Origin of the sequence: Maridesulfovibrio sp. FT414, from assembly GCF_050916235.1 — a bacterium.
Taxonomy (GTDB): domain Bacteria; phylum Desulfobacterota; class Desulfovibrionia; order Desulfovibrionales; family Desulfovibrionaceae; genus Maridesulfovibrio.
In genome coordinates, this window is record NZ_CP104854.1 from 1,645,364 (window position 1) to 1,661,960 (window position 16,597).

11 protein-coding genes are annotated in these 16,597 nt (G+C 51.7%); 7 read left to right on the top strand and 4 right to left on the bottom strand.

From position 1 onward, the window contains the following. Positions 1-11: 11 nt before the first annotated feature. The 4 genes from N7E73_RS07290 to aprB all read right to left on the bottom strand — a co-directional run bounded on the left by N7E73_RS07290 (position 12) and on the right by aprB (position 6,230). The gene (locus N7E73_RS07290) at positions 12-2,285 is read right to left on the bottom strand and encodes an FAD-dependent oxidoreductase (RefSeq protein ID WP_432738391.1); all 2,274 of its coding nucleotides are present in this window, start codon (positions 2,283-2,285) and stop codon (positions 12-14) included. Positions 2,286-2,291: 6 nt separating this feature from the next. Beyond that, a complete protein-coding gene (locus tag N7E73_RS07295) occupies positions 2,292-3,530 on the bottom strand; it encodes a CoB--CoM heterodisulfide reductase iron-sulfur subunit A family protein (protein ID WP_432738392.1) in 1,239 nt (412 codons plus the stop codon). A 158-nt stretch (positions 3,531-3,688) separates the two neighbouring features. Beyond that, positions 3,689-5,680 (bottom strand): adenylyl-sulfate reductase subunit alpha, encoded by a 1,992-nt coding sequence (gene aprA / locus N7E73_RS07300; RefSeq protein WP_432738393.1) that lies wholly within the window; start codon positions 5,678-5,680, stop codon positions 3,689-3,691. 64 nt (positions 5,681-5,744) lie between these two features. After that, a complete protein-coding gene (gene aprB / locus N7E73_RS07305; RefSeq protein ID WP_432738394.1) occupies positions 5,745-6,230 on the bottom strand; it encodes an adenylyl-sulfate reductase subunit beta in 486 nt (161 codons plus the stop codon). Positions 6,231-7,107: 877 nt separating this feature from the next. Between aprB and sat the strand changes: the two genes are divergently transcribed. The 7 genes from sat (at position 7,108) to N7E73_RS07340 (ending at position 16,502) form a co-directional block, all read left to right on the top strand. Further along, positions 7,108-8,388: a sulfate adenylyltransferase gene (sat, locus tag N7E73_RS07310; RefSeq protein ID WP_432738395.1), complete on the top strand. Its 1,281-nt coding sequence runs from the start codon at positions 7,108-7,110 to the stop codon at positions 8,386-8,388. Positions 8,389-8,573: 185 nt separating this feature from the next. Further along, a complete protein-coding gene (locus tag N7E73_RS07315) occupies positions 8,574-10,217 on the top strand; it encodes a chorismate mutase (protein ID WP_432738396.1) in 1,644 nt (547 codons plus the stop codon). Continuing rightward, positions 10,180-10,437: a hypothetical protein gene (locus N7E73_RS07320; protein ID WP_432738397.1), complete on the top strand. Its 258-nt coding sequence runs from the start codon at positions 10,180-10,182 to the stop codon at positions 10,435-10,437. The genes N7E73_RS07315 and N7E73_RS07320 overlap by 38 nt, the downstream gene beginning before the upstream one ends. Positions 10,438-10,553: 116 nt before the next feature. Next, complete coding sequence (locus N7E73_RS07325) at positions 10,554-12,473, top strand: aconitate hydratase (protein ID WP_432738398.1); 1,920 nt, start codon at positions 10,554-10,556, stop codon at positions 12,471-12,473. Between the two features lie 61 nt (positions 12,474-12,534). Beyond that, the gene (locus N7E73_RS07330) at positions 12,535-14,478 is read left to right on the top strand and encodes a peptidylprolyl isomerase (protein ID WP_432738399.1); all 1,944 of its coding nucleotides are present in this window, start codon (positions 12,535-12,537) and stop codon (positions 14,476-14,478) included. Between the two features lie 183 nt (positions 14,479-14,661). Continuing rightward, on the top strand, positions 14,662-15,846 hold the full coding sequence (gene argJ, locus N7E73_RS07335) for a bifunctional glutamate N-acetyltransferase/amino-acid acetyltransferase ArgJ (protein WP_432738400.1): 1,185 nt from the start codon (positions 14,662-14,664) through the stop codon (positions 15,844-15,846). Between the two features lie 38 nt (positions 15,847-15,884). After that, positions 15,885-16,502: an HD domain-containing protein gene (locus N7E73_RS07340; protein ID WP_432738401.1), complete on the top strand. Its 618-nt coding sequence runs from the start codon at positions 15,885-15,887 to the stop codon at positions 16,500-16,502. The last annotated feature ends 95 nt before the right edge of the window (positions 16,503-16,597 follow it).

Genomic DNA, 16,597 nt, shown 5'->3' on the forward strand with positions numbered 1-16,597 from the left:
GCGTCTACCTCCTAGTAGCCCTTGAACGGGTTGGGGCCGATCTTGATCATGTCAGCAACGAACTTGTCGATCATGGCCGGAACCTTGTCGTATTCGTCGATGGCCAGTTCAGCCTGAACAACACGCTCAGCTTCAACGCCAAGTCTCTTAAGGGAGTCAGCGACGTTTTCCATACGACGGTTACAGAGTTCAGAGCCTTTTACAAAGTGGCACTGATAGTCTTCGCCGTACTTACAGCCGAGCAGCAGAACACCGTCAACACCCTTGGACATCGCATCAGCGATCCAGATGGTGTTTACAGAGCCGAGGCAGCGGACGGGTACAACACGAACGTAGGGAGACCAGCCTTTACCGCGCATTGCAGCCATGTCGAGTGCCGGGTAGGCATCGTTTTCGCAGGCCAGAACGATGAAGCGGGGGCCGCCTACTGCCATGTCGTCAGGTACTTTAACCTGCTTGATCATGGAGCCGATCATGTCGATATTGTAGTTGTCGAATCCGATTACGCGCTCGGGGCAGGCACCCATACAGGTACCGCAGCGGCGGCAGCGTGACGGATTCGGCTTTGGTGTTCCCTTCTCGTCATCGTCGAGGGCGCCGAAAGGACATTCCTCGGTACAACGCTTACACTGGGTACAGCGCATGAAGTTGAAGACGGGGTAGGTGGTATCACCGGAACGGGGATGTACAGCAACACCGTGGTTGGAGGAGTTGATGCACTGGATAGCTTTGAGAACCGCACCTGCTGCGTCTTCACGAGCCAATCCCATGGACATGGGCTGACGTACACAACCGGCGGCGTAAATACCGGTACGGCGTGTTTCGTAGGGGAAGCAGATGTAGTTGGAGTCTGCATAACCGTCGAACTGCTTGAGGTCGGGGAATGCAGGCCCCTGTCTGTATACGAGGTTGATGGTCGGATCGTGCGCGGTGGTGGGAACCATACCGGTGGGAACTACGACCAGTTCAGCTTCGATTTCAATATTTTCGCCCAGCAGGGTGTTGCTGGCAGCAATAACCATGGAGCCGCCCTCTTCCTTGATGGAAGTAACGGTACCCTTGGTCAGCATGATGCCGGGGTTGTCCTGAGCTGCGCGGTAATAACGCTCGTTAACGCCGGGAACCATCATGTGATCATAAATGATGTAGGCGACAGCGTCTTCATTCTTTTCACGAACGTAGTTGGCCTGTTTGAGAGCAACAAGACTGTTCAGCTCGGAGCTGTAGGGCAGGTGCTTCCAGGATTCCATGTCTTCATAGACGAAGGTTTCCTCTTCTTCACCTTCTGCAGCGGCAGGAGCTGCTTCAGCTTCTGCACCGGCTTCACCAGCAGATGCTTCTTTGGCTGCGAATTCTTTCTCGCTCAAACGGGTGTCGAGAACGAAAGCCACGGTAGAGGCATTCATGTTGCCTTCCTTGACCATCTTTTCGAACTCGGCAGCGGTAACTACCTTAGAGCTGCCGTAACCCATGGGCTCTACGTATTTGGTATCCTGGGGAACCCAACCGGTAGCCAGAACACAAGCACCGACAGCCATCTCTTCAACGCCGGAAGCGGTCTTCACCTTTGCGGTGTACTGACCGGGAGCGCCTTCAAGGGCCTTGAGCTGTGCGGAAGTGAGCACTTTAATCCGGGAGTTGGACTTAACTTCGGAAATAAGGGCATCGATACCGGTTTCGTGGGCTTCAAGATACGGATAGGAAAGAGGGAAAGTCTTGTACATCCCAGCAGCTTTACCACCGAGATTGGCTTCCTTTTCCACCAGAATTACGTCGTGGTTGGTCTTTGCTGCGTAAAGAGCTGCAGTAAGACCGGTGAAACCACCACCAAGAACCATGACCACTTTGGTCGCATCAAAAGCCTGAGACTCCTGAGGCTTGACCTTGGTCAGCTTGGTGATGCCCATTTTGACGTATTCATTGGCCATAATCTTGAGGAGTTCAGGAACTTCTCCATTGGGATCGGGCATGGTGCCGTCAGGATTCCTGAAAACCTTGATGCACTGTTCACGCAGGTTGACTCTCTCGACAACGACACCGTCGAAGTCGAAAATATCCCAGTCAACGCGAGGGCTAGTGCCGCAGATACATACTGCGTCAACGCTGCCAGCGTCGATATCTTCCTGAATAAGCTTTCTTCCTTCCTCACTGTTAAGACGGGGGTGAACTTTGATCACCGGGCACTCTTTGGCAAATACGCGGCCAACGAGTTCCGCCATCTCTTCAGCATTCAGGTAAGGAGAGACGCTTGCTTGGTCGAAATAAACACCGATTTTTTCGGGCATGTCGACTTACCTCCCTATCACCGTTTGGATCGCTTTAAGGGCGGCAGCAGTACCGGACTGGGCTGTCTTCATGACATCCAGGGGCTGCTTTGCACATCCTGCTGCGAAAATGCCTTGTTCCTCACCGCCGACAATAAAGCCCTGATCATCAACCTGTACGCCGGAAGGAACCGGGGTACCTGCGAGGCTGGGCTGCATACCGGTGGCCAGCACAACGAGGTCATGCTCATTCTGGGCCTTGATACCGGTTTCAGCGTTCTCAACAGTTACGAGTACGTTGCCGGAGCCTGCTGCTTCCACGATCTCAGCGACCTTACCTTTAACGGCATTGATCTTATCATCGGAAAGGATACGCTTGGCAAACTTGTCGTATCGTCCCGGAGTACGCAGGTCGATGTAGTATACGGTTACCTTTGCATCGGGATACTGATCACGGATATATGCTGCCTGCTTGAGAGAAGCCATGCAGCAGATATAGGAACAGAAATTGAGATGATTTTCATCACGGGAGCCCGCACACTGCACAAAAGCGATGTTCTTGGGTTTTGCACCGTCCGAAGGACGAACGATCTTTCCATTGGTGGGACCGTTGGGAGCGGCAAGACGCTCAAGCTGCATGTTGGACACGCAGTTCTTGACGGTTCCGGCACCGAGATTGGAAAGCTTGGTTACATCGTAAGGCTTCCAGCCGGTAGCGTAGACGATGGAACCTACGTTGAGTGTGATGACCTTTTCCTCGTCCTTAAGGTCGATGACTTCGACGGACTCGAGGAGCTTGAGGTCTTCATCGGTGCAGTTTTCTTTTTCAAGAACGTATCTTGCGGGGAAAGCAAAAGGTACGTCCATGTAAAGAGCCTTACGGTCGCAAAGCTTGAACTCGAATTCATCGGTGACGTTGTTGGTCAGCTTTTCGATGATTCCGCCAAGATCAGTGCTGCCGGGGCGAACATATCTGGGTTTGATGCGAACCTTGACTTCAAAATTGCCTTTGGAACCGCTGATGGATTCCACTTCAGCCAAGGTAAAGAACTTTACGTTCTTATTGTTTTTGATTCTCTGAAACTGAATCTCCAAACCGCAGGAAGGAGGACACAGCTTCGGAAAATATTTATTCAGCTGCATCACCCGGCCACCCAGATACGGCGCCTTCTCCACGATGAAGACTTCATGGCCTACTTCAGCGGCTTCGAGAGCAGCGGTGATTCCGCTAAACCCGCCGCCTACGACAAGTATGCTATTTGACATTCTCTATCCTCCTGAACTCTTTGAGGCCCTTAGCCATAAAATGGCCCAAACCCGGACACCGACCGAAGGTCGCAATACGGATTCAGACCATTTCAGTGCTTGCCGTAAAAGAACGGCTGCGGGCCGTATGGCCCGCAGCCGCGAATATCATTCCCGGCTTAGAGGGGGATGATCTGGTGGTATGCTTTCTTGAAGACGACGGTTTCGCCTTTTTCAACATCGTACTTGGAGTTGACGAAGCATTTCCACTTGGAGTCATCAAGACCCATGAAGTCTCCGCGATAGTAGAATCCGGGGTAACGGGATTCTTCACGGAATTCGATGTGCTGCATGTGGAGACGAACAGTCCACAGTCTGTGGAACTGCTCCCAGCAGCGCATAAGTTCGTGGAGGTCACGTGCAGCCAGTTTGCGAGAATCTTCTTCGAGCATTTCGAGAAGTTTGAAACCGGTGTGCAGGAGAGACTTGGAGGTAACGTACATGGTACCAACACCACCACCGTATTCATCGGTGCACTTTACGAGGCGCATCATGAAGTTTTTGGGAGTGATGTAGTTGGGGTTAACCACGGGGTCGGTAGAGATGCCTTTACCGGCTTCGAAGGTGTACCAGGGCTGGTAGATTTCTTTAGCGAGATCAGCAGCAGATTCTTTCAGAGCGGGCTTGAAGTCTTTGTGATCAACAACCCAGCGAACCATCTGCTTACCAACGATACGGCCTTCAGCGTGAGAACCAGAAGAGAACTTGTGACCGGAAGCGCCAACACCGTCAGCACAGGTCCAGAGCCCGTTAACGGTGGTCATACGGTTGTAGACTTTACCGTTGTCAGCTTTAACTTTGTAATCTTCGGGAACCCAGTCTTCGTCCGGACCGGAGGTCCAGATACCGCAGCAACCGGAGTGAGAACCGAGGAGGTAAGGCTCGGTGGGCATGATTTCGGAACCGGATTTCTCAGGTTCGATGTTCTGACAAGCCCAGAGGTTAGCCTGACCAACACACATGTCAAGGAAGTCTTCCCAAGCTTCGGACTCGAGGTGCTTCTGCTCAGCGGGGGTCAGTTCTTTGAAGGTGTTCTGCAGTGCGGTAGCGGTATCCATGTAGATGGGGCCGCGGCCTTCACGCATTTCACGGAGCATCATGTGGTTACGCAGACAGGTCGGGATAACGTGACCTTTAGCGTAGCCGCGATCTTCGTAAGGCTTGAGCATTGCGCGGTTGGTTTCGCAGTAGTCTTCGCCTTTGTAGTTGGTAGCTTTAGCTTTGAAGAGCAGGAACCATGCACCAACCGGGCCGTAACCGTCTTTGAAGCGAGCAGGTACGAAGCGGTTTTCCATCATGGTCATTTCAGCGCCAACCTGAGCACACATGGTGTAGGTGGAACCTGCGTTCCATACGGGGTACCATGCGCGACCCATACCTTCACCAGTGGAGCGAGGACGGTAAACGTTAACAGCACCACCACAAGCTACAACAGCAGCGTTGCACTTGAATACGTATACTTTGTTTTCGCGGGTGGAGAAACCTACAGCACCTGCGATACGGTTGGGCTGGTTAGCATCGAGCAGCATCTTAACGATGAAGATACGCTCCATGTAACGATCTTCGCCCAGAGCCATTTTAGCAGCTTCAGCAACGATGCACTTGTAGGACTCACCGTTGATCATCATCTGCCAGCGGCCGGAACGAACGCAAGCATCGCCGTTGCGCAGGGAGAGGCCAGCAGCCTTTGCCTGAGCACCGTCGAGGTTTTTGCCATCTTTTTTGATCCAGCAGGGAAGGCCCCACTCTTCAAAGAGATGTACGGAATCGTCAACGTGACGGCCGAGGTCGAAAATAAGGTCTTCGCGAACGAGGCCCATGAGGTCGGTACGAACCATGCGTACGTAGTCATCAGCGTCGTTGTCACCGAGGTAGGTGTTGATAGCGGACAGACCCTGTGCAACTGCACCGGAACGTTCCATAGCTGCTTTATCAACCAGCATGATGGAGATGTCGCCACCAACTTTTTCAATCCAGCGGCATGCTTCATAAGCAACACCGCAGTTACCCATACCACCACCGACGAGAAGAATATCAACGTCTTTTTCTATAAGCTCAGGTTCTGCGAGTGCAACACCTTTGGAAGCTTCTTTAATAGGGAGAAGAGGCATGTTTCCTCCTTAAGTAGGTTTTAGATTACTTGAATTAAGCACCTAAGACAGCTCTTAGAAGTGATTAATCCAGATCCTTCCAAGCTGTGGTCTTGTCAGCATCAGCAACATCGAACTTCTGACCGAGAACTTCTTTGGGGCGAGCCAGTTCGGTTTCGGTGAAAAGCAGTTCGTTGTCGAGATCGCCCGGCTCGGGTTTACCTTCATAAGGCTTGATGGAACCTTCGGGGGTGGTGCGGATGGGGAACTTGAAGCGCTTTACGTTTCCGTTACGGAACTTAACAGTCCACATGATGTCTTCAGCGGAACGCATGGGGATGGAAGTACCGCCCATGGGTGCGAAGTCACCGTAGGGGCGAGCTTCGATTGCGCCCTGGGGACAAATTTTAACGCAGGAGTAGCACTCCCAGCAGCCTTCGGGTTCCTGGTTGTAAGCACGCATTGCTTCGGGATCCAGGATCATAAGATCGTTAGGGCAGATGTACATGCAGGCGGTCTTTTCGCCACCTTTACAGCCATCACACTTTTCCGGATTGACAAAGGTCGGCATACCTAGTCCTCCTAAAAGGGTTTAATGTTATCAATCACCGACATCCTTAACCATTTATAATCTTGCCTAAAGTTCAAGGCTCGTGAAATTAGGAACTAACAAGCCCGCCCCTTGGTGTCAAGACGAAAGTGAAATTTAGAACAAGCCAATTTCAAACTCTCAATATAAACGGCCATGGAACACAGCTACCATACAACAGCGCGAAGCAGACAATGCTTGCGCCAGCAGCATAAAACGTGAATGTGTTCCATCATGAAGAGCTTTTAGTTCATTCTTGCCTTTGTTAGCAAGCCTTTTTTTCCAGATTGTGATACAATATTCACAACTGACCTAATAGCCTATAATCACGAAACTTATTGCTAGAAAATAGCATAAAATTATCTAGACATTCTTTTACTCTCTTACCCATGCACATTTTCTCCTGCGCAATTACTTCTGCAGTCAAACTCATGATTTTAACCTGCTATTTTGATCTCTTAATCAACTTATTTTGACCGTATCCGACTTCGCATTCGCACCACCGGGCCAATCCTTGCCACGGGCATCTACAAAATAATATGAACTTCAAAAACTCTAGCGTAGGCATAATTACACCCTTCAAGAACACTCATCGTGAAAAAATTCACTGCTTCTTAACTTTACCCTTGACATTTCTTTCACAAACAATTCATAACCCCTTTGAAGAATCATGGAGCATAAAGGGCAAAAGAATTTATTCTATTGTCTTTTCCATGACAACTGGTATAGATATTTTCGTTTCGCAGACCACCCCCTTTTTTGGGAGCGTTAACCTGGAAAGATCCAGACACAGACTAGATTCTGGGGTCTTGCGAAAGGCCAAGGTGTTGAAAAATAATTACTACAAGGAGACGTAAACATGTCTAAGCTCGTAGCCCCTCACGGTGGCAAAGGCCTCGTTTGCTGCCTGCTCGAAGGCGCAGAACTCGCTGCTGAACAGAAAAAGGCCGAAGGCCTGGCCCAGATCGAAATTTCTGCCCGCGCAAAGGGCGACCTCATCATGATGGGATGTGGTGGTTTCTCTCCCCTGAACGGTTTCATGGGTAAAGCTGACTGGAAAGGCGTTTGTGAAAAATTCCTGATGGAAGACGGCACCTTCTGGCCCGTTCCTGTTACCCTCGACACCGACAACGAAGACGTTAAAGTCGGCGATGAAATTGCTCTCGTGAACAAAGGTACCGTATACGCTACCATGAAGATCGAAGAGAAATACGAAATGACCGAAGAAGACAAGAAATGGGAATGCTACCAGGTCTTCAAAGGTGAAGGCGAAGAGTCCGCTGACGATATCTTCTGGAAAACCGCTCTTGCCGACCACCCCGGCGTACAGATGGTTATGGCTCAGAAGAAGTACAACCTGGCCGGTCCCGTTAAAGTTCTGTCCGAAGGTGAATACCCCGAACAGTACAAAGGCGTTTACCTGCGCCCCGCTGAAACCCGTGCGATCTTCGAAGAAAAAGGCTGGTCCACAGTTTCCGCTCTGCAGCTGCGTAACCCCATGCACCGCTCCCACGAATTCCTGGCAAAAATCTCCATCGAAGTTTGTGACGGCTGCATGATCCACTCCCTGATCGGTAACCTGAAGCCCGGTGACATTCCTGCAGAAGTACGTGTAAAAGCAATCGACACCCTGGTTGAACACTACTTTGTAAAAGCAAACGTAATCCAGGCCGGCTACCCCCTCGACATGCGTTACGCTGGTCCCCGTGAAGGTCTGCTCCACGCTACCTTCCGTCAGAACTACGGCGTTAACAAAATGCTTATCGGTCGTGACCACGCTGGTGTTGGTGACTTCTACGGTCTGTTCGAAGCTCAGGAAATCTTTGACAGAATTCCTTACGCAAACGAAGTTTGCCCCGAGCCCGGCAAAGCTCTGCTTTGTGAGCCCATGAAGATTGACTGGACCTTCTACTGCTACAAGTGCGACGGCATGGCTTCCCTGAGAACCTGCCCCCACTCCAAAGAAGACCGCGTAATCCTCTCCGGTACCAAACTGCGTAAAGCACTTTCCGAAGGCGCTGAAATCGTAGATCACTTCGGTCGTGACGAAGTTCTGGTTCAGCTCCGTGAATACTACGAAGGCCTCACCGAAAAGGTTGAAGTCAAAATGCAGGGTGCAGCTTCCGGCGCAGCCATGTAATTTAAGTAGTATCACTACTTGCTTATACAGGGAGGAGGCGGCAACGCTTCCTCCCTTTTTTAGTTTTTTCAGTATGCTTCGGGCTGGTTTGCTGTTTATTATGCGGATAGATATTTAGGGTTGCCCATCGATGAAAATCACGCTAGATAGTCGGTCTTCCCTATATTACATTTCAGGATACAAAAATGCCCAATTATAAAAAATTTGAACGTTCCGGTGCTGATGCACCGCGCAGAACGTCTTTGCTTGATGAAATCAAAGAGCTGGACGCCCGTCTTCTTTCAATTGTCTCCCGCAGAAACTACCTTATGGGTAAAGCTGCATCCAAAAGAAGACAGAAGGGACTTCCTCTCGGCGACCCTGATATGGAAAGACGCATCTTTGAAACATGGTCAGCAGAAGCCAAAAGCAAGAATTTCGACCTCAAGACAGCACGCCGTGTTTTCGAACAGCTCAACAACCTCGCATATGCTGCAGTAGCAAAGCCGGAAAACCGCAAGCTCTCTACATATATATTATCGCCCCCGCAGCGACCGGTCAGTGTAACCTTCGACGGCCCCTGTTCCCTTTTCCAGTCCAAACTGTGGATCGCCATGGCTGCCGCCAGCGGTGCCGATGCAACGCTTGCGCCCCTTTGCGTGAATGACCAGATTACCGAGCTGGTGAAGGCCTTCAACCAGGCCGGAGCCCACCTTGCATGGGAAGGCGAAGCCGTTGAATCCCGTCAGGGAGAAGGTATTGAGTTTGAAGATAAACTCATCTTTGCCGGCGACGATCCCATGACCATGTTCCTGATTCTTGCTTTCGGACTTAAAACCACCGGCAAGTTCAAAGTTGCCGGCGGTCCGGTTCTTAAGCAGTATGACACACGCCCGCTTACCGGCCTGTTGTCCGCGCTCGGAGCAAGGCTCAACACTCTCGATCTGCAAAGCCACGGTCTGCCCGCACGCCTTGAGTGCGGAGGCAGAATGGCTTCCTCCATTGAACTGACCGAGGAAACTCCCGCTGAATTTGCTGCTGCCCTTGCGCTGGCAGGCTGGACCTATCAGCAGGGCATCACCTTAAGCTTTGATGCAGAATGGAGTGGAAAATCCCTGCTCCGTGAAGTTACTTCCGTGCTTAAGTCCTGCGGCATCAAGGCCAAACTGTCCGACACTGAGTTTTCGGTAAAACCTGCTGCAGCCGCAGACTTTCCGAAGCAGCCTGAAATTTCTCTTGAACCCGCCCTTTGCGCAGCGATTCTCTCCATTCCCGCATTTGCCGGTGGAGAGGTCACCATCAACGGGTCCTGGCCTGCAGGCTCCCCGATTGCCGATGATGCTGTGCGTACCCTTGCATCCGGCGGAATCAAGCTTGATATCGCAAAGTCATCCATCACTGCGAGCAAGGGTGAAGCCGCAGCTGACACGACTTTCAACTTCGGTCAGGCCGAAGAACTCTTCCCTGTCGGCCTGGCTCTGGCTGTCAATTCCCGCAGCGAATGCAGGATCAGCAACATTGCCGATCAGGTTATGTTCGAACAGGGCATTGAACTGCTCGAACGTATCGGAATCCGCTATGAGCGCGGGGACGACGAGCTGACCGTCATCCCCGGCCGCCTCAAGTGGGACGAAGCCTGGTATGCACCGACCCCCTTCTTCGGGATTGCCCTCGGCCTTCTGGCCTGGATGCGTCCGGGAATATCCATTGAAAACCCCGGCGACATGAACGATCTCTGGCCCCGCTATTGGACCCTGTACAACAGCCTGCCCGAAATCAACGGACTCAAAGACCCTGAGGTTAAGAAAGAAAATGAATCTAAAACCCGAAGAAGAATCAAAATCGATTAGTATTCCCGAGATCGAAGCAGAAATCGAGGACTTCAAAAAGCAGCTGGAAGCCAGCAAGGTTCGCACTAAGGAACTGATGGCCGGAGAAAAGCCTGCTGAAGGAATCTTTTTCGCCAAGGAAATCTTCGAATCTCAACAGGACAAATTACGTCTGGAAGTAGAGATTGACACCCGTCAACGAAAAATAAACCGAATGCGCCTCGGAATGGAAGGATATTAGACTGTACCCGGCTTCATTACAGCTTTAGCGGGCAACTTTATGAAGCCGGGACACGTCGCATTGACTGAACACTTTGTTTTAAATCTGCTTGCACAAGCACACAATCTGGAGGTCTCATGGGTTTAAATATTACTGAGAAGATTATTTCTGCACATCTTCTGAACGGTGTAATGGAACCGGGTACAGAGATCGGTCTGCGTATTGATCAGACTTTGACTCAGGATGCAACCGGCACAATGGCGTACCTGCAATTCGAGGCAATGGGCATTGATACTGTCCAGACCGAACTTTCAGTAAGCTATGTGGACCACAACACCCTGCAGATGGGTTTCCGCAACCCTGACGACCACCAGTTCCTGCGCACTGTCGCAGCCAGACACGGTGTTGTTTTTTCTCCCGCAGGCACCGGTATCTGCCACCAGCTTCATCTTGAAAACTTCGCCAAACCCGGCAAGACCCTGATCGGTTCCGACAGCCATACCCCCACTGCAGGCGGACTGGGATCCCTGGCCATGGGTGCCGGAGGCCTTTCCGTAGCACTGGCCATGGCCGGTCAACCCTACTCCATTCCCATGCCCAAGGTGGTAAAGGTAGAACTTACCGGTGCACTTACCGGATGGGCTTCTGCCAAGGACATCATCCTGCAGCTGCTGGGTATGCTTACGGTCAAGGGCGGAGTGGGCAAAGTGTTCGAATTCGGCGGTGAAGGCGTAAAAAACCTTACCGTTCCCGAACGCGCAGTTATCACCAACATGGGTGCCGAACTGGGTGCAACCACCTCTATTTTCCCCAGTGATGAAAACACCCGTGAGTTTCTCAAGGCCATGGGCCGCGAAGAGGACTGGACTGAACTGATCGCTGATGAAGATGCGGTTTACGCAGAAACCGTCGTGATCAACCTTTCCGAGCTTGAACCTCTGGTTGCACAGCCGCACATGCCTGACCGCGTGGTTTCCGTAAAATCACTCGCAGGCCTCAAGGTCAACCAGTGTGCCATCGGTTCCTGTACCAACTCTTCCTACTCCGACCTGAAAACAACTGCCATGATCCTTGAAGGACAGCAGCTCCCCGCAGGTGTGGACCTGATGATCTCCCCCGGCTCCAAGCAGGTTCTCAAGATGCTTGCATCCGACGGGCTCATCGCCAACTTCCTTGATTCCGGCGCAAGACTGCTCGAATGTACCTGCGGCCCCTGCATCGGCATGGGCGGTTCCCCTACTTCCGCCGGAGTGAGCGTGCGTACCTTCAACCGCAACTTTGAAGGCCGCAGCGGAACCCAGGATGCCCAGGTATATCTGGCCAGCCCCCAGACAGCTGCCAAGCTCGCACTTGCTGGTGAATTCACCGACCCCGCGACATGGGGAACCCCGCCGGCCAAGATCGACTTCCCGGCAGAAGTACCCTCCATCCGCAACCTGTTCATCTTCCCCCCGGAAGACAGAACAGGAGTTGAGATTGTACGCGGCCCGAACATTGTTCCGCTGGAATCCTTTTCCGCAATGCCTGACACAATCTCTTCGGAAATACGCCTCAAGGTCGGCGACGACATCACCACCGACCACATCCTGCCCGCAGGTGCGCAGATCACTGCACTGCGTTCCAACATCCCGGCAATCAGCGAATACATATTCAGCCGGGTGGATGCAGGATTTGTCGGCCGCATGAAGGCAGCCGACAGCGGAATAATCCTCGGCGGAGAAAACTACGGACAGGGTTCCAGCCGTGAACACGCAGCTCTTGGCCCCCGTCATCTCGGCGTTGTTGCGGTCATCGTAAAGTCACTTGCACGTATTCATCGTGCAAACCTTATCAATTTCGGCATTCTACCCCTTGTACTATCTGACAAGAGCGATTACGAAAGACTTTCCGAGGGCAGTTCCCTGACCATCGACACCACTTCCATCATCCCCGGCGGTGAAGCTGCAGTCAAAACAGTCGATGGCCTGGAAATCAAGGTCACAAACGACCTCTCGGAAAAAGAGCTGGCTATTATCAAAGCCGGCGGCCTGCTCAATTATGTAGGCAAGCAAATGTAAATGAGGCTGCAGGGCATCCGGTTCATCACGGGTGCCCTGCTGCAGACAAATATGAGAAACCATGAACGCAGCAAGGCTGCAAACGGAGAATGAAGAAGCCATGATGGACATTCTGCGCCAAAATGCCCAGAACTGGGGTATTAAAATCCTGTTCGCAATCATCATCATTGTCTTTGTATTCGCTTTTGGAATGAGCGGATTCAACGGCAACACTGATCCTGTTATCGCATATGTAAATGATGATCCCATCCCCACTCAGGAATTCATCCAGGTATACCGCGAGACCGCAGAAGCCATGCGTGCACAGAACCCCGGCATCGACGCCGACCAGCTCCAGTCTCCCGAATTCAAGAAAGCTGTGCTCGGCCAGATGGTCAGCCAGAAGCTCCTTGAAGCCGAAGCAAGAAAGCTCGGTATTGCTGTTTCCAACAGTGAACTTTCCTATTCCATCAGCACCATACCCGCATTTGCCGGTGAAGATGGAAAATTCGACATTGCGCGCTACAACAATTTCCTGCGTTCACGTCAGATGTCTGCTGCAACCTTTGAAAATGACATCCGTAACAGCAGCCTGATCCAGAAGCTTCAGCAGTACGTTACTCTCCCGGTCAAACCGACCGAAAAGGAAGCACGCGAACTGTTTGACACTGCTTCTGAAAAAGTTCAGATCGACTACTTCTATGTGTCCGGTGCAGACTTTGTCGATATGGTAAAAATCAGTGACGCGCAGGTAGATGAATTCTACAAGGCCAATCCGGACAAGTTCACTGTCCCGGCCCGTGCTGTCATCAAGTACATTTCCTTCACTCCTGAAGAAATGTCCGCTTACGAAGAAGTAACTCCCGAAGAGACAAAGAGCTACTACGAAGCCCACAAGGACAACTATAAACAGGAAGAGCAGGTCAAGGCCCGCCACATCCTGATCATGGTTGATGAAAACGCTTCTGATGCCGACGTAGCCAAGGCTGAAAAGGAAATCAAAAAGATCCTCGCCAAGGCAAAATCAGGCGAAGACTTTGCCAAGCTTGCTGAGAAATACTCTGAAGGCCCCAGTGGGCCTAAAGGCGGAGAACTCGGCTGGTTCGGTCGCGGCGCTATGGTTAAGCCCTTTGAAGAGGCAGCTTTCGCTCTCAAAAAGGGACAGATCAGCGAACCGGTCCGCACCCGCTTCGGTTGGCATATCATCAAAGTTGATGACATAAGGGAAGCCGGTCAGAAGGATTTCGAACAGGTCAAGGCTGAAATAAGAACCGCCATTGCAGAAGAAAAGGCTTCCGGTTCCATCGGCGACAAGCTTGACCACGCCGTTGACCTTGGTGCTTCCGGCATGAAAATGGATAAGCTTGCAGATGAAATTGCTGTAGCTGTCAAGAAGAGCGAGCAGGCAACCCTGCAGAACCTTACCCGTGCATTCGGCATGACTGAAGGAGCCGCCAAGACAATCATCGACCTGCCCAAGGGCAGCTTGACCGATATGCCCATAGCTGTTGACGGCGGATACATCCTCGCAGAAAAGATCGAGGACATTCCCGCTACCGTCAGCCCCCTCGCCGACGTGAAGGAAGACATCAGAAACTTCCTGAACCAGAAGCAGGCGATGACCCTTGCTCAGGCGAAGGCTCTTGCCCTTGCTACCCAGCTTGCAAACAAGGCCACTGAAGCTGATGCAATGAAGGTCGTCAAAAAAGACCTCAAGACCTCCGAGCCCTTCGGCCGTGACGGTTTTGTTCCAGGACTGGGTATGAACCAGCGTCTTGCAGAGGCTGCCTTTGCAGCCGAAAAAGACCAGTGGCTTGCACAGCCGTTCGAACTGCCCGGAGGCTTTATCGTTGCCCGTCTTGATGACCGTCTTCCCCCCAACGAGGAAGCTTGGGCAGCTCAGAAGGATATGATCATGAACGCTCTGCAGCAGCAGCGTGCCAATGAACTGTTCAGCTCTTTCCTTGGTGAACTGCGATCCAAGGCAAAAATAGATATTGTACGTCCGGACATCCTGAACCAGTAAGCTTCGGCTTGAATGATGAATTACAGGGTCTGTCCTTCCGGGCAGACCCTTTTTTTGTAACAGGCAGAAGAGTTTTGTTTTAATCATTTATTTTGTGTTGCGACGATTTAATCAACCGAGTAACAAATACAAACCACGCTCTGATTTCATCCGGGCGCTTTTTGAAAACAAGAGGTAAAAGCAATGCTTCCCACACCCAAAGGATACAAATTTGCCAGCCTTGATGCTGGATTCCGGTATAAAGGACGTGAAGACCTCGCCCTGATCATCAGCGACACCCCTGCCACTGCCGCTGCCGTTTTCACTACAAATAAATTTCAGGCCGCCCCGGTGCTTGTGGGCAAGGCAATTCTTGATGAATCCAGCACGGTTCGCGGAACAGTTATCAACGCCGGGTTTGCCAATGCCTGTACAGGCGCAGAAGGAGTGGCTGACTGCCGTGAAACCCTTGAACTCTTATCCGCAGAGCTGGGCATTGAAGCACGTGATCTGCTCCCGGCATCCACCGGTGTAATCGGCCCCCGCTTCAACATGGATAAATGGAGAGCAGCCGCCCCGAAAATTGCCGAACGCGTGGGCAAGGATGACCCGATCAAGGCCGCAAAGGCCATCATGACCACAGACAAATTCCCCAAAATAGCCTGGGGCGAAACCATTGTTGCAGGAAAGACCGTCAGGATGCTGGGTATGTGCAAAGGCGCAGGCATGATCTCTCCGAACATGGCCACCATGCTCGGCTTTGTATTCTGCGATGCAGGAGTAGACGCGGACTGGTGGAAACAGGCCCTTCGCAGATGCGTTGACAAAAGCTTCAACTGCATCACCGTTGACGGCGATACCAGCACCAACGATACAGTCATGGCCTTTGCCAACGGCGCGTCCGGAGCACAGGCTGAAAATGCTAATGACGACAGCGCAATTGAAGCACTGCTTCTCGATATCTGCCAACAGCTTTCCTACATGATCGTTCAGGATGCCGAGGGCGGAACCAAGGTCATGACCATCAGTGTATCCGGTGCGGCTTCTGATGCCGATGCAGAACTGATCGTCCGGGCCGTAGGCAATTCGCCGCTGGTCAAAACAGCTCTTTTCGGCGAAGACCCCAACTGGGGACGCATTGTCGCCGCAGCCGGACGCAGCGGAGCAGAATTCGACCCTGAAAAACTGACCTTGAGCTTCGGTAAGGTGGTTGTCTTTGAAAAGGGCAAGCCGGTAGCAGGAGACCTTGATGCGCTGCTCGAACCGATCATGCGCAAACAGGACATCGACGTCATCATCACTCTGGGTGACGGCGATGGAACCTCAATGCTCAAGGCTTCTGACCTGACCAATGAATACATCCGCATCAATGCCGATTACAGGTCCTGACCTGACTCGTTTATCTCGACCACAACTCAGATTTTAATATGATGAAAAACCTAAAGAACCGTGACAGGATGACCAGACTTGCCGACTTCCTCTTTGAAGTCGGCATGCTCAGGAAAACTCCCCGGACAGGATACCAGTTTCTAGGAACAGGTTCTGAATCAGTAGCCGATCACTCGTACAGAGTTGCCGTTCTCGGCTATGTTCTGGCAGATATGGCCGGAGCGGACATGGCCAGAACCGTATTCATGTGTTTATTCCATGATTTGCACGAGGCCAGAACCGGCGACTTCAACTATGTCAACAGGATCTATAACCGCAGCTATCGCGATCGCTCCCTGCGGCACACCCTTTCCGGGACTGGACTTGAAGACAAGATCTACCCCCACTGGGAAGAACTTGAGGAGTGTGATACACTCGAATCCAAACTGGCACAGGACGCCGACCAGATCGATTTCATCCTCAACCTCAAGGAAGAGATGGATATGGGCAACCCTTACGCCGGAAAATGGCTTGATTCAGCTTTAAAGCGATTGCGCACTGAAGAAGGAAGAAAACTGGCCGATAAGATATCCGAAACTGATCACAAAGACTGGTGGTACCTGGGACCGCCCCCAAGCTGGTGGGAAAACAAGAACGGGCTTGATGATGAAGATTAGCCTCAAATGCTATGCACATTAATCCTGTTTGAAAACGCTGTATCCTAGCGGCTTATGCTTTTATTTTCCGCCTCATTATGATAAGAAGGCACCTT

What these genes read in the sequence shown, in the direction of transcription:
- N7E73_RS07290 (WP_432738391.1), bottom strand. Translation starts at nt 2,285, where the DNA reads ATGCCCGAAAAAATCGGTGTTTATTTCGACCAAGCAAGCGTCTCTCCT.
- N7E73_RS07295 (WP_432738392.1), bottom strand. Translation starts at nt 3,530, where the DNA reads ATGTCAAATAGCATACTTGTCGTAGGCGGCGGGTTTAGCGGAATCACC.
- aprA (WP_432738393.1), bottom strand. Translation starts at nt 5,680, where the DNA reads ATGCCTCTTCTCCCTATTAAAGAAGCTTCCAAAGGTGTTGCACTCGCA.
- aprB (WP_432738394.1), bottom strand. Translation starts at nt 6,230, where the DNA reads ATGCCGACCTTTGTCAATCCGGAAAAGTGTGATGGCTGTAAAGGTGGC.
- sat (WP_432738395.1), top strand. Translation starts at nt 7,108, where the DNA reads ATGTCTAAGCTCGTAGCCCCTCACGGTGGCAAAGGCCTCGTTTGCTGC.
- N7E73_RS07315 (WP_432738396.1), top strand. Translation starts at nt 8,574, where the DNA reads ATGCCCAATTATAAAAAATTTGAACGTTCCGGTGCTGATGCACCGCGC.
- N7E73_RS07320 (WP_432738397.1), top strand. Translation starts at nt 10,180, where the DNA reads ATGAATCTAAAACCCGAAGAAGAATCAAAATCGATTAGTATTCCCGAG.
- N7E73_RS07325 (WP_432738398.1), top strand. Translation starts at nt 10,554, where the DNA reads ATGGGTTTAAATATTACTGAGAAGATTATTTCTGCACATCTTCTGAAC.
- N7E73_RS07330 (WP_432738399.1), top strand. Translation starts at nt 12,535, where the DNA reads ATGAACGCAGCAAGGCTGCAAACGGAGAATGAAGAAGCCATGATGGAC.
- argJ (WP_432738400.1), top strand. Translation starts at nt 14,662, where the DNA reads ATGCTTCCCACACCCAAAGGATACAAATTTGCCAGCCTTGATGCTGGA.
- N7E73_RS07340 (WP_432738401.1), top strand. Translation starts at nt 15,885, where the DNA reads ATGATGAAAAACCTAAAGAACCGTGACAGGATGACCAGACTTGCCGAC.